Annotated in this window: 13 protein-coding genes; 9 read left to right on the top strand and 4 right to left on the bottom strand. The window is 57.9% G+C overall.

Features of this window, described 5'->3' with window-relative positions:
• The first annotated feature begins 91 nt into the window (after nucleotides 1–91).
• The 4 genes from AXW11_RS07370 to AXW11_RS07355 all read left to right on the top strand — a co-directional run bounded on the left by AXW11_RS07370 (nucleotide 92) and on the right by AXW11_RS07355 (nucleotide 8,127).
• Nucleotides 92–3,067, top strand: coding sequence for a hypothetical protein (locus AXW11_RS07370; protein ID WP_091644039.1), 2,976 nt, complete (start codon nucleotides 92–94; stop codon nucleotides 3,065–3,067).
• A gap of 130 nt (nucleotides 3,068–3,197) precedes the next feature.
• Complete coding sequence (locus AXW11_RS07365) at nucleotides 3,198–5,087, top strand: DUF1302 domain-containing protein (RefSeq protein ID WP_091644042.1); 1,890 nt, start codon at nucleotides 3,198–3,200, stop codon at nucleotides 5,085–5,087.
• Nucleotides 5,088–5,116: 29 nt separating this feature from the next.
• A complete protein-coding gene (locus tag AXW11_RS07360) occupies nucleotides 5,117–6,478 on the top strand; it encodes a DUF1329 domain-containing protein (protein ID WP_091644045.1) in 1,362 nt (453 codons plus the stop codon).
• Nucleotides 6,479–6,801: 323 nt separating this feature from the next.
• A complete protein-coding gene (locus AXW11_RS07355) occupies nucleotides 6,802–8,127 on the top strand; it encodes a DEAD/DEAH box helicase (RefSeq protein WP_036211594.1) in 1,326 nt (441 codons plus the stop codon).
• Between the two features lie 53 nt (nucleotides 8,128–8,180).
• Here AXW11_RS07355 and AXW11_RS07350 read toward each other — a convergent pair whose 3' ends face one another.
• Nucleotides 8,181–8,669, bottom strand: coding sequence for a winged helix-turn-helix transcriptional regulator (locus AXW11_RS07350; RefSeq protein WP_075194637.1), 489 nt, complete (start codon nucleotides 8,667–8,669; stop codon nucleotides 8,181–8,183).
• A gap of 90 nt (nucleotides 8,670–8,759) precedes the next feature.
• Between AXW11_RS07350 and AXW11_RS07345 the strand changes: the two genes are divergently transcribed.
• The 5 genes from AXW11_RS07345 to AXW11_RS07325 all read left to right on the top strand — a co-directional run bounded on the left by AXW11_RS07345 (nucleotide 8,760) and on the right by AXW11_RS07325 (nucleotide 12,746).
• Nucleotides 8,760–9,872 carry an NADH:flavin oxidoreductase gene (locus AXW11_RS07345; protein ID WP_041332930.1) on the top strand — a complete coding sequence of 371 codons (1,113 nt, stop codon included), beginning with the start codon at nucleotides 8,760–8,762 and terminating at the stop codon, nucleotides 9,870–9,872.
• Between the two features lie 129 nt (nucleotides 9,873–10,001).
• Nucleotides 10,002–10,313 carry an outer membrane protein assembly factor BamE domain-containing protein gene (bamE, locus tag AXW11_RS07340; RefSeq protein WP_041332932.1) on the top strand — a complete coding sequence of 104 codons (312 nt, stop codon included), beginning with the start codon at nucleotides 10,002–10,004 and terminating at the stop codon, nucleotides 10,311–10,313.
• Nucleotides 10,314–10,338: 25 nt separating this feature from the next.
• Nucleotides 10,339–10,932: an exopolysaccharide biosynthesis protein gene (locus AXW11_RS07335; protein ID WP_075194639.1), complete on the top strand. Its 594-nt coding sequence runs from the start codon at nucleotides 10,339–10,341 to the stop codon at nucleotides 10,930–10,932.
• An 88-nt stretch (nucleotides 10,933–11,020) separates the two neighbouring features.
• Nucleotides 11,021–11,563 (top strand): hypothetical protein, encoded by a 543-nt coding sequence (locus AXW11_RS07330; protein ID WP_091644048.1) that lies wholly within the window; start codon nucleotides 11,021–11,023, stop codon nucleotides 11,561–11,563.
• A 31-nt stretch (nucleotides 11,564–11,594) separates the two neighbouring features.
• A complete protein-coding gene (locus tag AXW11_RS07325) occupies nucleotides 11,595–12,746 on the top strand; it encodes a patatin-like phospholipase family protein (protein WP_091644050.1) in 1,152 nt (383 codons plus the stop codon).
• Here the strand turns inward: AXW11_RS07325 and pntB are convergent.
• The 3 genes from pntB to AXW11_RS07310 all read right to left on the bottom strand — a co-directional run bounded on the left by pntB (nucleotide 12,735) and on the right by AXW11_RS07310 (nucleotide 16,493).
• Nucleotides 12,735–14,126, bottom strand: coding sequence for a Re/Si-specific NAD(P)(+) transhydrogenase subunit beta (gene pntB / locus AXW11_RS07320; RefSeq protein ID WP_091644053.1), 1,392 nt, complete (start codon nucleotides 14,124–14,126; stop codon nucleotides 12,735–12,737). The genes AXW11_RS07325 and pntB overlap by 12 nt on opposite strands.
• Before the next feature lie 12 nt (nucleotides 14,127–14,138).
• Nucleotides 14,139–15,716, bottom strand: coding sequence for a Re/Si-specific NAD(P)(+) transhydrogenase subunit alpha (locus tag AXW11_RS07315; RefSeq protein WP_075194642.1), 1,578 nt, complete (start codon nucleotides 15,714–15,716; stop codon nucleotides 14,139–14,141).
• Between the two features lie 144 nt (nucleotides 15,717–15,860).
• Nucleotides 15,861–16,493 carry a TetR family transcriptional regulator gene (locus AXW11_RS07310; RefSeq protein WP_075194643.1) on the bottom strand — a complete coding sequence of 211 codons (633 nt, stop codon included), beginning with the start codon at nucleotides 16,491–16,493 and terminating at the stop codon, nucleotides 15,861–15,863.
• Nucleotides 16,494–16,780: the final 287 nt, after the last annotated feature.

Here is a 16,780-nt window from a genome sequence, read left to right as displayed (position 1 = left end):
TTTTGGAACCACCGCAATTAGACTTCCGTGTTAGGCCGAAAGACACAGGACGAGTCTCGAACTACAAAAAAACGTACAGAGGTAAACAAGTATGTTCATGCGCCAAACGCGACTGATGTCGATGGTCATTTTGTCGGTCAGCCTGACGGGTTGTTTTGAAAGCAGCAGCCAGACTACAAAGAATGCGGACCCAGACTACGACATTACCAATCCGGCCGTGGAGCGGGGAACTCACCCATTATTTGACCCGTTGACCACCCAATTCCCGATTCCAAGCGATTCCCTTTTCTATCTCAGTGAGGTTGACGACGGCACCATGCTGAACGGCAGCGCTCCTGCCAACCCAGTGACCACGGGCATTGGATTTCTCGATGGAAATTCAGTACTGGCACCCATTGATATCAAGATCAGTGGCAGCCTGGACAGCCAGCAGACCCTTGATGCGCGTGACTTTATCTCCGTGGAGGGCGAAGTTGTCCCCAACCCGGATCAGAATGTGTTCCTGATTCCCCTGGAATATGCCGGTGGCGATAGCCTCCGTCAAACCTCCGGAGAGGTCGCCGGAATTTCATCGGCGATTCAGTACCGGCGGGCACTGGCGCTTGAGGAAAGCGGTAATACCGCCGAAGCCGATGCGATTTTCGATGCCCTGGTTGAGGACAGACTTCGGGTTGAGCTGCTGGATATCGATGGTGGCCAGAACAATATGATCCGGATTCTGCCGGTCAAGCCACTGGCTGAGAAAACCCGGTACGCCCTGGCCATCACCGACGACATTGTAGACACCAACGGCGACCCGCTCGTTGGCGCTCCGACCTACCAGTCGGTGGCGGACCCGGAAGCGGTACTTTCCAATGTTGCGTTCGAGCCATTCCGCGAGGCGTTGTTACCTGCCCGCCGACTCGCTTCCGACTATTTTGAGTTCAAGCAGGCGTTTTCCATCGCTGGATTCTCAAAGACGTTCGATGACGTTGTGTTTTCCACAACGATCACCACAACGGCGGTAGACGACGTGCTGCTGGCAAATACAGCCCCGGTGACGTTCTTCCGCAACAGCCTGGGTATAGCTGCCCGACAGGAAGGGCTCCAGCAGTTGATCTCCGGATTCTACAACCTGACTCAACAGCCGCTGGAGGGGGCCGCGACGGCGGAACAGCAGAACATCAACGATGAAATCCATGCAACGCTGACGGACACAGATTTCCGCCTCTACGACGCCGAGCTCGCCGGCCTGCTCAGTGATGCCCGGGACGCTGGCATGGTCGTTCAATATCAGGACCTTGTCAGCAATGATCAGGCGGACCGCAGGGTCGCCTATGCTTTGCAGGCCGCAACAGCAATGGCCGTCGATACTGTCGCCGACAACGAGGGTGAAGCGCAGGCGCTTGCAACCGCCGCTGACAACCTTATTGATGCCCCGAAGCCGCGAACAGTAAGAATGTTCAACCAGCGCGACGGTGGTGAGATAAATCCGGCGTTGGCTCAGGAAGTTCAGGGCACCCCTCTTAATATCCATGTCTATGAGGGCGAGATTACCCTGCCGTATTTTCAGGGCGTGCCGGAGGCGACGGATGGGTCAGCCCTGCGCTCGGCCAGTTGGCTCCCGGCGGACTTCAGTGCCGAGGAGTCACTCGATCAGGCGCCCTCGGATCGCGTGACCTACCGCTTCCCGTTTGCTGAAAAGTCCAGTGAAACAACGGTTCCCATTGTGGTTGCCGCGCCCGACACCAACCAGGCCTTGATTGCCCCGCAGACCCCGGCAAATGGTTTTCCGGTGATCATCTATCAGCATGCCGTGACCACCGACCGTTCGGCGATCCTCCCTCTGGCGACAGCCGCTGGGTTGTCCTGCGCAGACCCTGGCAATACCTTTGACTGCTTCGTCACCATCGGTATCGATCAGCCGCTGCACGGTATTTTCGGAGAGGGCGTGGTTGGTCTTAATCCCATCACCACTCAGGATGGTGCTTCGGCGGACGCCGTCGAGCGTCACTTTGGCTTCGCCGCTGACGCGGATCTTAATCCGGTACCGGCGGGTGAACTGCAGGAGCCCGAATCGGGAAGTCTGTACCTGAATTTCACTAACTACGCCAACACCCGTGACAACATGCGCCAGGGAACCCTCGACCTGCTTAACGTGAACGCCTCGTTGCAGGCGATCGAGGACGCCATCAACGCGTGTCAGGCCGCCGGCGATTGTGCCCAGGGCCTGAGCATTGATCCGAGCCGGGTCTATTTCATGAGCCATTCGCTCAGTGGTATGGGTGGCGCGGCCTTCCCACCAGTTAACAATGCAGCGAGTGCTGCGGGCAACTCCAATCTCAGCCCGGTTCTGGCCTCTAATCTGCTGAACACCGGCGGTCAGTTCACACGTCTGTTCGAAAACTCGCAGTCACTGGCACCACAGCTTCTTCCCGTGCTGGACGCCGCCTCTGATGGCGTGCTGGCGCAGGGACGTACGGAGCTCAACATCTACTTCAATGTGTTCCAGTCGCAGCTGGATTCGGCAGACCCTGTCGCCTATGCCGGCTTTTATCAGAACACCAACACGTTGCTGACTGAAATCGTTGGTGTTGATGATGACCCTGAGCGCCCAACTGACGACACGATTCCCAATGCCGCGGATGATCAGCTTTACGCCATGGGGCCCCTTGAAACCACGGTTCCGGAAACCGGATTTGTGATCAGTAGTGAGCGCGCACCTCTGGCGGGTACGGATCCCCTGGCTGCGGGTATGGGCGCTGAGTCAACGCCGCTGGCAAGTGGCCTCCCAGCCATAACCCGCTATCTGGAAGGGTCGCATGGCAACCCCGTGTCTGCCGGTCAGAAAGCGGCGGATGCCTTTTCTTCACGTGCGGTCTTCGACGAGATGATCGCGCAGATGCTGGAGCTGTTCAGTGATGGCACCGTTTCTGTCAGCAACCCCTGTGTCGTAGAGGATGCCGATACCTCAGGTACGGACTGCTCCGCCGAGGGCAACACCGATCCAGGCAGTGAGCCGGACGGCGGCGGAGATGGTGGGGGTGATGGAGGTGATGGTGGCCTGATTGGTGGCGGCCTGATCTAGAAACCCAACGGCCAGACAACCAGCGCTTCGGAGATCCCGGAGCGCCCGTTCCCGATAAACACGTGTATGTCGATGGCGATTCTCTCCATCAATGGGGAAGCTTTGCCTGAAAAACTGGAGCTACAGACCAATGACAACAAAAAACCGAGACCATAAACGCCTGGCGCTGGCTATCGGCGCAATCGTATCCACAGCCCCGGCGATGGCATTCGATTTTGACATCTACGAGATCGACGCCTCGCTCTCAACGACCGTGACGGCGGGGATTGCCTATCGGTTGGAAGATCAGGACAAAGATCTGATCTCCCAGGGCAACCTGGGCCCGGAATTCGCATTCAGTAACACGGGCGCCTCGTCCAACAACTTCGACGACGGCAACCTGAACTTTGAAAAGAACGAGCCGTATTCCCAGATCCTGCGTGGCCGTAGTGAACTGTTCCTGGACTACACCCCCGACAGTGACACGCTGACACGGGTCGGGGCGCTGGTGCGAGGCACCTATTATTACGACCATGAACTGAAGGATAACCGTCGCGCCAAGGACCCGGTCGGCCAGCGACGTGAACTGAACGATGAGGCCAAAGATAACGCCTCCGGTGTGGATCTTCTCGACGCCTACGTGTTTACGGACTGGTACTTCGGCGATACGCCGGTGTCGATCCGTTACGGCCGTCAGGTGGTGAACTGGGGCGAAAGCACGTTCATCCTGGGCGGTATCAACGCGGTCAATCCGATCGACGTTCCCGCGTTTCGTGCTCCCGGCGCGGAGCTCAAAGACGTATTGTTACCGGTGGAGATGTTGTATACGTCGGTTGGCCTGACGCCTGAAATCACCATGGAGGCGTTTGTTCAGACCGACTGGGAAAGCTTCAGGATTGACGATTGTGGCACCTATTTTTCCTCCGCCGACGTGGCGGCCGATGGCTGTGGCCCGGTATTACTGGCGGGCCAGGTGCCGGACTCCCAGGCGCTGGAAGAGGGATTCGTGTCTCCGCGCCTGGGCGATCGCGAGCCCGGGGACAAGGATCAGTTCGGTGCCGCGTTGCGTTGGTATCTGACCGACCTGGGGGCCGAGCTGGGGTTCTACTACACCCGTTATCACAGTCGTCTTCCGTACATCAGTGGTGTGGTCAACAACCCCTCGGACCCATCGGCAAACCAGAAAAGCGACCCCAACCTGCCCAACTCCAGGTTTCCCAGCTATTTCATCGAGTATCCGGAAGACATTGATCTCTATGGCATCAGTATCAACACCACCCTGCCAACGGGCACTTCGCTGGGGGCGGAATACAGCTTCCGGCCAAACCTTCCCATCCAGTGGAACACGTTTGAGCTGATCTACGGAGGCTTGCAACAGCGTGGTCCGGATGGACAGGTAGTGAGCAAGCTGGAGCAACGCCAGCGTGAGAAGGATCCCAATTTCAACTATGCCGGTAAGGCTGTTGATGGCTACGACCGTTACAACGTTTCCCAGGCCCAGGCCACATTCATTCACTTCATTGACCGGGTAATGGGCGCCGCCCGTTTCATCATTGTTGGTGAGGTTGGTGCCACCTATATCCACGATCTGCCCAGCACCTCGGAAGCCCGCTACGGGCGATCGGGCATCTACGGTGTGGGGCCGGTGCCGCTGGAGGGTGACAACTTTACCGGTGACTACTGCAGCCAGGGCACAGACAGTGACCCGCGTTTGAACATCAACCCCAGCAACTGTGGAGGTGGTGGGTTTACCACGTCCTTCTCCTGGGGCTATCGCACGCTGTTTGTCTGGGACTATCCGGATGCCGTCGCTGGCGTCAACTTGCGCCCCCGGCTCTTTTTCTCTCACGACGTGAAGGGCTACGCACCAGATCCTGGTGGCAACTTCCAGGAAGGCAACAAGTCACTGGGCCTGGCCGTCGAAGCCACCTATCAAAACGCCTACAAAGCCAATCTGAGCTACACCAACTATTTCGGGGGTGATTACAACGTCATCAATGACCGGGATTTCGTGTCGGCCTCAGTGTCCTATTCATTTTGAACCATTGTCTGAAAACCGAGGAGTAATCCATGATTAACCGAAAAAACCTGCTTTACAGTGCATTAGCGTGCTCGATGCTGTATTCCGCATCAGCCGGCGCAGCAGTGTCGGCCCAGGAGGCCGCCAAACTGGGAGATACGCTCACGCCGATGGGCGCCGAGAAGTCCGGTAATGGCGATGAAATTCCTGCCTGGGACGGGGGGCTGCTTCAGGCACCGGGTGCCTACCAGGGCGACGGCCGATACGTGGATCCGTTTCCCAATGACAAAGAGCTGTTTCGTATTGACCAGAGCAACGTTGACCAGTACGCGGACAACCTGACGCCCGGCCAGATTGCGATGATCAAGACGTACGACAATTATTTTATGCCGGTCTACCAGACCCGGAGAACGGCGACCTATCCTGCCGACGTGCTGGAGAAAACCAAGGCCAATGCCACCGAAGTGGAGTTGGTGGAAAGCGGGAACGGTCTCAAGAACTACAAAACAGCGACCCCGTTTCCGATCCCCCAAAATGGCCTTGAGGTGATTTTCAACCATATCACCCGCTACCGCGGCGGTTCCTTTACCCGCAATGTGGCACAGGTAACACCGCAGCCAAATGGCGATTTCAGCCCGGTCAGGTTCACCGAATCGTTTACCGAGCGGGTGGTGCTGGAGGATTTCGATCCAAGCGAAGATCCCAATGTGATGTTTTATTTCAAGCAGGCCATCACCGCTCCGTCTCGCCTCGCCGGCAACGTACTGCTGGTGCACGAGACCATTAACCAGGTTAAGGAGCCCCGCCGCGCATGGTTGTACAACTCCGGGCAGCGTCGTGTTCGCCGTGCTCCCAATGTGGCCTACGATGGGCCGGGTACCGCCGCAGATGGCCAGCGCACGTCTGACAACCTGGACCTCTACAATGGCGCGCCAGACCGTTACAACTGGGAACTCAAGGGCAAGAAAGAGCTGTACATTCCGTACAATTCCTATCGCCTGACCGACGAGAGCCTGAGCTATGACGACATCATAAAGCCCGGCCATGTCGACCAGGGCCTCACGCGTTATGAGCTGCACCGGGTATGGCATGTAACAGCGACACTCAAGGATGGTGAGCGGCATGTCTACGGCAAACGGGACTTCTACATTGATGAGGATACCTGGCAGATTGCAGCGGTGGATCACTACGATGGTCGTGGCAACCTGTGGCGTGTTGCCGAAGCGCACGCGATGCAGATATACGATGCCAACATTCCGGCCTATGCCTTTGAAACCCTGTATGACCTGTTGTCAGGGCGCTATCTGGTGATGGGGCTGACCAACGAGGAAGACGAGCCTTACCAGTATGGTACCGAGCGTCGCTCCCGTGAATACACGCCGGCTGCGTTACGCCGGGACGGCGTGCGTTAATCGTTAATGGCGGACCGATAACCCTGCCTGGCCTGGCAGGGTTATCCCCGACGGGGGACCACATCAAAGATCCCTGCCCGGTAAAGTTCCTTATAGCTATTCCCGAACCACTCTGTTAGTGTGCCCAGCATCCTGCCTCTAGGGATTTCCGCAATTCAAGGCTTCAAGCCCGTGCGAACCATCCATACGACCTGTCAGAGGACGTCACCCCGTTAACGGTGTGTGGCCGTAGTCGTCTTTTATTCCATGAATCTTCATGGCATCTGCCCGCATTCGCCGAGATCGGTGTTCGTGGAGGCAGACTAATCAAGAGTTGATCCACTATGAGTTTTTCTTCACTCGGTTTGTCCGAGCAACTGGTCCGTGCCACTGCCGACCAGGGTTACGAAACCCCATCACCCATCCAGGCCAAGGCCATTCCCGCCGTTTTATCCGGCAGGGACGTGATGGCGGCTGCCCAGACGGGTACCGGTAAAACCGCAGGGTTCACCCTGCCATTGCTGCAGCGCCTGGCGGAAAACCCCCGCACTGGCAAAGGCCCGCGTGTACTGATCCTGGCTCCTACCCGCGAGCTGGCGGCCCAGGTACACGACAGTGTGGCCCTTTACAGCCGATACATGCCGACCAAGTCCGCCGTGGTGTTTGGTGGCGTAAAAATCAATCCGCAGATGATGAAGCTGCGTAAGGGCCTGGACGTGCTGGTGGCCACACCCGGCCGTCTGATGGACCTGTATCAGCAGAATGCAGTTCGCTTCAACGAAGTGGAAATCCTGGTGCTGGACGAAGCCGACCGCATGCTGGACATGGGCTTTATCCGTGACATCCGCAAGATTCTTGCGCTGTTGCCCGCCAAGCGCCAGAACCTGTTGTTCTCCGCCACCTTCTCCAATGAAATCCGCACCCTGGCCGAAGGCCTTCTGGATAACCCGGTGCAGGTGGAAGTGGCAGCCCGAAACACTGCTGCGGAAAGCATCAAGCAGTCGGTCTATCCGGTTGATCAGAGCCAGAAAACCGCCTTGCTGAGCAAGCTCGTGCGAGACAATGGCTGGGAGCAGGTGCTGGTGTTCACCCGTACCAAACACGGTGCCAACCGCCTGACCCAGAAGCTGGAGCGTGACGGTATTACCGCTGCTGCGATCCATGGCAACAAGTCACAGGGGGCTCGTACCCGCGCCCTGGCTGATTTCAAACAGGGTGAAGTGCGTGTACTGGTCGCAACCGACATCGCAGCCCGTGGCCTGGATATCAAACAGCTGCCCCAGGTGGTGAACTTCGAATTGCCGAACGTGCCGGAAGACTACGTTCACCGAATTGGCCGTACTGGTCGTGCCGGTGAAAGCGGCCATGCACTGTCGCTGGTCAGCGCCGATGAGGGCAAGATGCTTGCCGGCATTGAGAGGCTGATCAAGAAGCAGTTGCCGCGCAAGTCTGTTGAAGGCTTCGAGCCCCAGAACAACCTGCCATTGAAGCCAAAAGCCAAGGCAGACCCCAGCCGGGCCCGTGGTCGCGGCGGTAACGGTGGTGGCAATGGTAAGCCCGGCGGAAATGGCCGTAGTTTTGGCGGCAAGCCGGGTGGTCGCAGTGGCGGCCGTAGCCAGAATGGCAACGGTGGTCAGGCAAGGCGCTCACCCCAGCGCGAAAACGCGTAGTCCTGCCTACTCCACTGAAAACGGGGCCCCAGGGCCCCGTTTTGGGTATTGGATCAGGCTGACTTTTTGCCGTCCGGTGTCTTTTCCTCGAGGCCGGTGTCGGCGCCTTCCGGCACAAACACATCACGTACGGTCAGCGGCTTGCCGTCGGCATCCTGAACTTCAACCGGTAAAATGGCACGCCCGGTTTCGCGGTCCCTCAGGTCCAGCGGTGTTTGATCTGGCGCCGGATTCCATTTGTCACCCCACTGGCGAAGGGCGATCACAATCGGAAACAGGTCCCGGCCTTTTTCGGTCAGTCGGTACTCGAATCGTGAGCCGTGTTCGCCCACATCCACCTTCTTCAATACCTCGTTGTCCACCAGCCTCGCTAACCGGTCGCAGAGAATGTTGCGGGCAATACCCAGCTCTTGCTGGAAGTCCACAAAGCGGCGGGTGCCATACATCGCGTGCAGCACTACAAGCAGAGACCACCAGTCACCCACCTCGTTAAGGGCGCGGGCGACGGAGCAATTGGAGTCATCAAAACGTTTTCTGGCCATGTTTCGGAGTGTACCTAATAGGGTTGCATTTTAAAACCAGATTCAATATGGTTGCTTAAAGAAACCAGATTAGTAAGGTTGCGATCTACCATGAGCATGAATCTTGGCCCTTTGTTTGAACCCTTTGAACTCCACAACCTGACCCTGCGCAATCGCGTGGCGATGGCTCCGATGACCCGCAATTTCTCGCCGGGCAACGCCCCGAGCCAGGATGTGGTGGACTATTATCGCCGCCGCGCTGAAGGCGGTGTTGGTTTGCTGATTACCGAAGGCACTACAGTGAATCATCCTGGCGCCAACGGTTATCCGAATGTGCCGTTCTTTCATGGCGACACAGCTCTCGCCGGCTGGAAGGATGTGGTTGATGCGGTCCACGAGGCTGGCGGGGCCATTTTCCCGCAGTTGTGGCACGTGGGTGCCGTACGCAAGGAAGGCACCGAGCCGGACCCATCCGTACCCGGTTACAGCCCGTCCGGTCTGTTTTCACCGGGCAAACCCAACGGCAAGGCGATGAGCAAGGACGACATTGACGACGTCATCACGGCGTTTGCCGACGGTGCTCAGGATGCCAAAGCGTTGGGCTTTGACGGTGTGGAGATTCACGGCGCCCACGGTTATTTGCTGGATCAGTTCCTGTGGGAAGGCACCAACCAGCGTGATGACGAATACGGCGGCAGTATGGAGAACCGTCTGCGCTTCGTGGTTGAGATCGTTGAAGCTGTCCGCCATCGGGTAGGCCCGGACTTCCCCATCATGCTGCGTTTTTCCCAGTGGAAACAGCAGGATTATGAGGCGAAGCTGGTGAACACACCCGAGGAACTGGAGCAGTTTCTGAAACCGTTGGTGGATGCCGGTGTGGATATCTTTCACGCCTCCACGCGCCGCTTCTGGGAGCCCGAATTCGAAGGCTCTGACCTGAACCTGGCAGGGTGGACTCAGAAACTGTCTGGCAAGCCGACCATGTCCGTTGGCAGTGTGGGCCTGACGGAGGACTTCATCAGCGGTACTTTCGCCAGTAAGAAGGAAGCGGTGGAGCAATCTGGTATCGACGAGCTGGTTGAGCGCATGAACAACAGCGAGTTCGAATTGATCGCCGTTGGCCGTGCATTGCTGCAGGACCCGGAGTGGCTGGTGAAAGTGAAAGATGGCCGCATTGGCGAGGTGGAGCCCTTCGCGAAGAAGTCGCTGGCAAAGCTCTACTGATCAGACAAGGCGTTGACGATAGGCCCCGGCGAGACACCGGGGCTTTTTTGTGTCTGTCCGGGCTGTAATTTAACCTGTTGCCGAAACCCGTATGATTAATGCTCTTGTTATCAACTAAAGGGATACACCATGAAGTCTGTAACTTCTCTTTCAGCCATTGTCCTGCTTGCGTTGACGCTGGTTATGGCCGGCTGCGCCACGGTCGGCCAGGACTTTGCCACCCATAACGTTGACCAGATCGAGATCGGCGATACCACCCGCGCCGATATCCAGGAGATGTTTGGTGAGCCCTGGCGCACCGGTATCGAGGATGGCAAGCGCACCTGGACCTACGGCAAGTATCGCTGGTCTGCTTTCGGTGACGCCGAGACAACGGACCTGGTGGTGCGATTCAACGAAGATGGCACAGTGTCTTCCTACGTCTACAACACCACCAAGTAACGATCAGATTTCCGGAGGCTGGTGAATGGATGACCAGGGTGATCCGGCGGATATCGAACAGTTACTGGACCGCATAGAAGCAGGGGCCGCTGGTCGTTCTCACGTTTCCATCGGTGAAATGATGGATGCAGTCGGGCGCCGGACCTTTGGGCCGCTGGTGCTTCTGGTTGGCCTTATTCTGGTGACGCCCCTCAGTGGCGTGCCGGGAATGCCGACCCTGTTGGGCCTGCTCACACTGCTGACGTTGGGGCAGGTTCTGTTGGGTCGGACCCAGTTCTGGCTGCCCAGCTTGTTGCTCCGGCGTCAGGTTCCCCGCCAGAAGCTTGTACAGGGGCTCCATTTACTGCGCCCGGCCGCACGGCGGATCGACCGCCTGATACGCCCAAGATTCACTTTCCTCGTCAAGGGTCCTGGCCTCTACGCCATGGCGCTTGCGTGCATGGTGATTGCGATCGTGATGCCGGCGACGGAGCTCGTGCCATTCAGTGCCAGTATTGCTGGCGTGGCGCTGATGACATTCGGCCTTGCGATGATTTCGAAAGATGGTCTCCTTGCCGTGCTTGCCTGGGGTGTTTCGCTGGCGGGGCCGGTGATGTTGGTGCGAACCATCGGCAGCTGAATAAGGCCAGATTACGTAAAGTCGGGGGTTATGAACTAAATTGTCAGTAGAAGAACGCCTCATTCACAGGCGAAAGAGGAGAAACACCATGATACGTTTATTCTATCTGGTATCTTCGATTGACAGTGCAAAAGAAATCTCCGACGACCTTCACGAGCATGACGTCACTGACTGGCGCTTCCACATTGTCAGCAAGGACGAAGCCGGCCTGTACACTCACCAGTTACACACCGCGTCCATCCTGGACCGAACGGATCTGCCCAGGTATGTGGAGCGCGGCGCCATAGCCGGCTTTGTGCTGGCGCTGGCCTTCATTGTTCCGTTGGCCTTGCTGGAGGTTCTGAACATGCCGGCGGCCGCCTGGATCGCCCTGTTTATCTTTGTGGTGGTAGCGGGCGCCTGGGTTGGTGGCTTTGGTGGTATCCAGAGTGAAAACTACCGTATCGAGCCGTTCCACCATGATATTGAGGCAGGGAAGTACCTGATCATGGTGGATGCCCCGAAGGACCACATTCCCAAGGTCAAGGAATTGATGGCGAAGAACCACCCCGAGGCCAAGTTGCAGGGCAAGGATTCCAGCATTAACAATCCGTTTGCCGGCCGGCGTCGGCATAAGATCAAACAGGCCTGATGCGAGGCACTGTTCAAAACGGAATGGCTTCATGACAAAGAACGGTGTCATTCTCACCGGCGGTGGCGCGCGGGCGGCGTATCAGGTCGGCGTGCTTCGCGCTATCGCTGACATGTATCCGGACTGGAACCACCCGTTCAATGTCATTATCGGTACCTCGGCCGGGGCGATCAATGCCATGGCCCTTGCCGGTAACCGGGGGCTGTTTCGCCACAGTATTGATCATCTCGATAAAGTCTGGTCGGAACTGACCATGGACCGGGTATTCCGGGCGGATACCTTTAGCCTGATGCGCAGCTTCAGCGCCATCGCCCGCAAGATGATCAGTCGCCCCATTGAGAGCGGGCCGGTTTCCTTTCTGGATAATTCGCCACTGCGGGAATTGCTGGAGCGGGAGATCGACCTGCAGAGCATTCGGCAAACCATTCAGGAGGGCCACATCGACGCTGTGGGCCTGAATGCCTGCGGTTACGCGACTGGCCAGAATGTGTGTTTCTTTGAAGGGGCTGAAGGGCTGCAAGGCTGGTCGATCGGACAGCGTGGCGGCACCCGCACAGAGCTGGCAGTGGACCACATCATGGCGTCTGCGGCTATTCCCACTCTGTTTGCGCCGGTGAAGATCAACCGCGAGTACTTTGGTGATGGCGTGACCCGCCAGATGGCCCACATCAGTCCGGCATTGCGACTGGGTGCACGCAAGGTGCTGGTGATCGGGGTTAGTGCCAACGCGATGTGCCCGTCCAGGCGCCCGGAAAAACCCGGTATGCCAACGCTGACTCAGGTACTGGCCCACGTGTTCAACGGCATGTTCCTGGATACGCTGGACTACGACATCGATCGCTCACGGTTGATCAACCAGTTGCTGGAACTGATCCCCGAGAAGAAACTGAAGGAATCCGGGCTGGACCTGAACCCGGTGGATATTCTGGAAATTTCCCCTTCCGAGCCCATCAACGAAATCGCCATGAAATACATTGACGCCATGCCGCTGGTGTTGCGACGGTTGACCGGTGCTTCGGACAACGCGCCTTTTTCCAGCGCCAATCTCGCCAGCTTCCTGCTGTTCGACAAACGCTTCTGTCGCGATTTGATTGAGCTGGGCTACCGGGACGGCCAGAGCCAGTCCCGGCAGATTGAGCGGTTTTTTGAGAAGGAATCCGGGGCTGAAGAATCAGCCCCTTAACCCACCAACCAGCTTGTCGATGCTTTCCTTGGCATCGCCAAACAGCATGCGGGTGTTGTCTTTGAAGAACAGCGGGTTTTCCACGCCTGAGTAACCCGTGGCCATGCCCCGCTTGAGGACAACCACCTGGCGCGCTTTCCACACCTCAAGCACCGGCATACCGGCGATCGGGCTGCCCGGGTCTTCGGCGGCGGCCGGGTTTACGGTGTCGTTGGCACCGATAACCAGCACCACATCGGTACTTGGGAAATCGTCGTTGATTTCGTCCATTTCCAGCACGATGTCATAGGGCACGTGGGCCTCGGCGAGCAACACGTTCATGTGTCCGGGCAGGCGACCCGCCACAGGGTGAATGCCGAAACGCACGTTGACGCCACGGTCCCTCAGGATTTTCGTCATTTCGCTGACGCCGTTCTGGGCCTGCGCCACAGCCATGCCGTAACCCGGCACGATGATCACTGAATCGGCATTGCGCAGTTCCTCGCACACATCATCCGCGGAGGACTCATAGACAGACTGGTCAGTATCGGCCGCGCTTGAGCTGCTGCTGGTCTGGCCGAAGCCGCCCAGGATGACGCTGATAAACGACCGGTTCATAGCCTTGCACATGATGTAGCTGAGGATGGCACCGCTGCTGCCTACCAGGGCACCCACCACAATCAGCAGGTCATTACCCAGCATGAACCCGATAGAGGCCGCCGCCCAACCGGAGTAGCTGTTGAGCATGGACACCACTACCGGCATGTCGGCGCCGCCGATGGCCATGATCAGGTGAATGCCGAGCACCGAGGCGATGACCGTCATGATGACAAGGGATGTAAGCCCCAGCGCCATGCTGTCGGTACCGAGGAACCAGGCACCCAGCAATACGCAGGCAATGATGGCCACCAGGTTCATCAGGTGTCGGCCCGGCAGGGTCAGGGCCTTGCTGTCGATGCGGCCATCCAGTTTGCCGCAGGCCACCAGCGACCCGGTGAAGGTCACGGCGCCGATAAAGATACCGACAAACACTTCCACCAGCTTGATGGTGTGTTCGGCACCCGTGGTGGCTACCAGGGGCTCAATATAGCCCGAGAAGCCGACCAACACCGCCGCCAGGCCCACGAAACTGTGCAGCAGGGCCACCAGCTGCGGCATCTGGGTCATTTCCACCTTGTTGGCGATGGGGATACCAATACCGGCGCCCAGCAGCACCGCAATCACGATCGCGATAACACCACCGTCCACGCTGGCCAGGGTGGCGCCAACAGCGATGATGATGCCGGCGACACCATAAAGGTTCCCGCGCCGGGCGGATTCCTGATGGCTAAGGCCACCCAGGCTGAGGATAAAACAGATACTTGCGACCACGTAGGCCACGCTCACCAATCCTGTGCTCATATCGGGCGCCTCCTACTTGCGAAACATTTTGAGCATGCGATGGGTGACCCGGAAGCCGCCCCCCACGTTGATGCTGGCAATCAGCACCGCGAAAAAGGCCATGATGCCAACGGCCAGATTCTCCGCCTGGGCCAGGTGGAGAATGGCACCGATCACAATGATGCCGCTGATGGCGTTGGTCACGCTCATCAGAGGCGTATGCAGGGACGGCGTCACGTTCCAGATAACCTGCCAGCCGATAAAGCAGGACAGGACAAACACCGTGAAGTGCTGCAGGAAGCTTTCCGGCGCATGGGCACCAACCCCGTAGAGCGCCAGGGCCGTGACCAGCAGCAGCGCGCCCTTGCCAAACTGGCTGCGGCGTTTGGCGTCTTGCCTCGCGGCCTCCTTGTCGGCAGCCGTGGGTTCTTCAGTGCCGGGCGCCGGCTTGGGGCTGACCGGCGCTTCCGGTTGAGGTGGTGGCCAGGTAACGTCGTTCTCCCGCACCACCGTCAGGCCACGGATCACATCGTCTTCCATGTTGACCTGGGGCTGGCCGTCTTTCTCTGGTGTCAGTTCAGTGATCAGGTGTACCAGGTTAGTGGCATAGAGATCGCTGGCCACCTTGGCCATACGGCTGGGCAGATCGGTGTAGCCAATCAGCGTTACGCCATGATGGTGAGCGACCTTGCCGGGCTCCGTCAGCTCGCAGTTGCCCCCGCGTTCCGACGCCAGATCGACAATCACACTGCCGGGTTTCATGGATTTCACCATATCGGCGGTGATCAGCTTGGGCGCAGGCTTGCCGGGAATCAGGGCAGTGGTGATGATGATATCCACCTCTTCGGCCTGTTCCGCGAACAGCGCCATCTCCGCCTTGATGAACTCGTCGCTCATCTGCTTGGCGTAGCCGCCGCCACCGCTGCCGTCCTCGTCGTCGAAATCCAGCACCAGGAACTCGGCGCCCATGCTTTCAACCTGTTCTTTCACTTCCAGACGGGTATCAAACGCCCGCACAATGGCGCCCATGCTGTTCGCGGCGCCGATCGCGGCAAGGCCTGCGACGCCGGCCCCGATTACCATGATTTTCGCCGGTGGTACCTTGCCAGCCGCCGTCACCTGGCCGGTAAAGAACCGCCCGAAGTTATTGGCCGCCTCAATCACCGCGCGGTAGCCGGCAATATTGGCCATGGCGCTCAAGGCGTCCATCTTCTGGGCACGACTGATGCGGGGCAGGCTATCGATGGCGAAGGAAGTAATCTTTTTGGCCGCCAGTTTCTCCAGCAGCTCGGGATTCTGCGCTGGCCACAGGTAGCTGACCAGGAACGCCCCTTCCTTCATCAGATCCACTTCGTGTTTCTTGAGCGAAGGGTTTTTCATCGGCGCGCGAACCTTGAGGATAAAATCCGCGTCCTGCCAAAGCGATTTGGTGTCCGCCGCAATGGTAGCGCCCACTTTTTCGTAGGCGTCGTCCGTGTAATTCGCGGCCTCACCCGCACCGGCTTCGACCATCACCTCATAGCCAAGGCCTATCAGCTTATGCACCGAGGGCGGCGTTGCCGCTACCCGTCGTTCATCCTCGAAAATCTCCCTGGGGATACCGATCTTCATTGTAAGTACGTCCTCCGGAATGACCGATTCACTGAAAATCTCGGTTTTTACTTATAGGTAGACGCTAACAGATTTACAAAGGTTTTCCTAAAAACGAACAAAGCGAAAAAACGGAAAGGTAAAACGAAAAAAATAATAAGCCCGTTAGAGGTCCTTCTCTAACAGTGCCTGTACCTCACTTTCGGCCAGCCCATCCAGCATTGCCCCCCGAAACTGGCGGTTGATAAACCGCTCGGTTTCATGTTGGATCATTGCCCGCTGCGCCGGTTTCTCGATGTAATCCATTGCCCTGAAAAGGATATAGCGAATGGTCATGCGGGAGATCTCATGAATCGTCTCCGTCGGCACAGCACTGACCAGCCGCCGCTCGATAATATCCTCCGCCATCTCGCGCGCGCTGGCATCCAACTGCGCCTCAAGCGCCCTGCGCAACAAAGCCGACGGCCCGTGAAGCTCCCGCACCGCCACGGTCGTCGCTGCCGGGTTGGCCAGGAAGTAGTGGTAAACAAACGTCACCGTATCGTGGGACGCCTGCTCCGACGACTCCGCCATCCGCCGCAACTCCCGCACGCCGGCTTTCATGTCTTCGGCAATGTACCCAAGTACCTGCAGACCGAACTCGTCCAGATTCTTGAAGTGCCGATAAAAAGTATTGGGATTCAGTCCGGCCTCACGGGCCAGTTCCCGGAGACCGAGAGATGTCAGGCTGCGGCTCTGGGTAATCAACCTGAGCGCCGCCTGAATCAGCTTCAGTTTTCCACCACTTAAAACATTCATGAAGCATCACCAAAGTTCGAAGGGGTAATTGGGAAGGCTTTTCCGAAACTGTGCGGAGCCATGGATGGCGGAGCCCAAGCGCCACATGGATGTGCTCGAGCGTGTTTCGGAAAAGCCTTCCCAATTGCCCCAGCCCCCGAAGTTTGATCTGGGGGACAGTTAGTTATCAAACGAGGCCAAACAGCCAGATCCAGATGTTTGGAAGTATACAACTGTCTACTCTGTTGGGTATACATGTGTCTACCGCCAATCATCATGACGAAACAGACAACAACAGGCAAGGCCAA

The sequence above is a fragment of the Marinobacter sp. Hex_13 genome (assembly GCF_001566815.1).
In the GTDB taxonomy this organism is placed as follows: Bacteria; Pseudomonadota; Gammaproteobacteria; order Pseudomonadales; family Oleiphilaceae; genus Marinobacter; species Marinobacter salarius.
Note: the sequence above shows the minus strand (reverse complement) of the source record. Positions and strands in the feature narration are given on the sequence as shown.

Excerpts from the sequence above, each read along its gene's own strand:
- AXW11_RS07370 (WP_091644039.1), top strand. The coding sequence starts at position 92 with ATGTTCATGCGCCAAACGCGACTGATGTCGATGGTCATTTTGTCGGTC.
- AXW11_RS07365 (WP_091644042.1), top strand. The coding sequence starts at position 3,198 with ATGACAACAAAAAACCGAGACCATAAACGCCTGGCGCTGGCTATCGGC.
- AXW11_RS07360 (WP_091644045.1), top strand. The coding sequence starts at position 5,117 with ATGATTAACCGAAAAAACCTGCTTTACAGTGCATTAGCGTGCTCGATG.
- AXW11_RS07355 (WP_036211594.1), top strand. The coding sequence starts at position 6,802 with ATGAGTTTTTCTTCACTCGGTTTGTCCGAGCAACTGGTCCGTGCCACT.
- AXW11_RS07350 (WP_075194637.1), bottom strand. The coding sequence starts at position 8,669 with ATGGCCAGAAAACGTTTTGATGACTCCAATTGCTCCGTCGCCCGCGCC.
- AXW11_RS07345 (WP_041332930.1), top strand. The coding sequence starts at position 8,760 with ATGAGCATGAATCTTGGCCCTTTGTTTGAACCCTTTGAACTCCACAAC.
- bamE (WP_041332932.1), top strand. The coding sequence starts at position 10,002 with ATGAAGTCTGTAACTTCTCTTTCAGCCATTGTCCTGCTTGCGTTGACG.
- AXW11_RS07335 (WP_075194639.1), top strand. The coding sequence starts at position 10,339 with ATGGATGACCAGGGTGATCCGGCGGATATCGAACAGTTACTGGACCGC.
- AXW11_RS07330 (WP_091644048.1), top strand. The coding sequence starts at position 11,021 with ATGATACGTTTATTCTATCTGGTATCTTCGATTGACAGTGCAAAAGAA.
- AXW11_RS07325 (WP_091644050.1), top strand. The coding sequence starts at position 11,595 with ATGACAAAGAACGGTGTCATTCTCACCGGCGGTGGCGCGCGGGCGGCG.
- pntB (WP_091644053.1), bottom strand. The coding sequence starts at position 14,126 with ATGAGCACAGGATTGGTGAGCGTGGCCTACGTGGTCGCAAGTATCTGT.
- AXW11_RS07315 (WP_075194642.1), bottom strand. The coding sequence starts at position 15,716 with ATGAAGATCGGTATCCCCAGGGAGATTTTCGAGGATGAACGACGGGTA.
- AXW11_RS07310 (WP_075194643.1), bottom strand. The coding sequence starts at position 16,493 with ATGAATGTTTTAAGTGGTGGAAAACTGAAGCTGATTCAGGCGGCGCTC.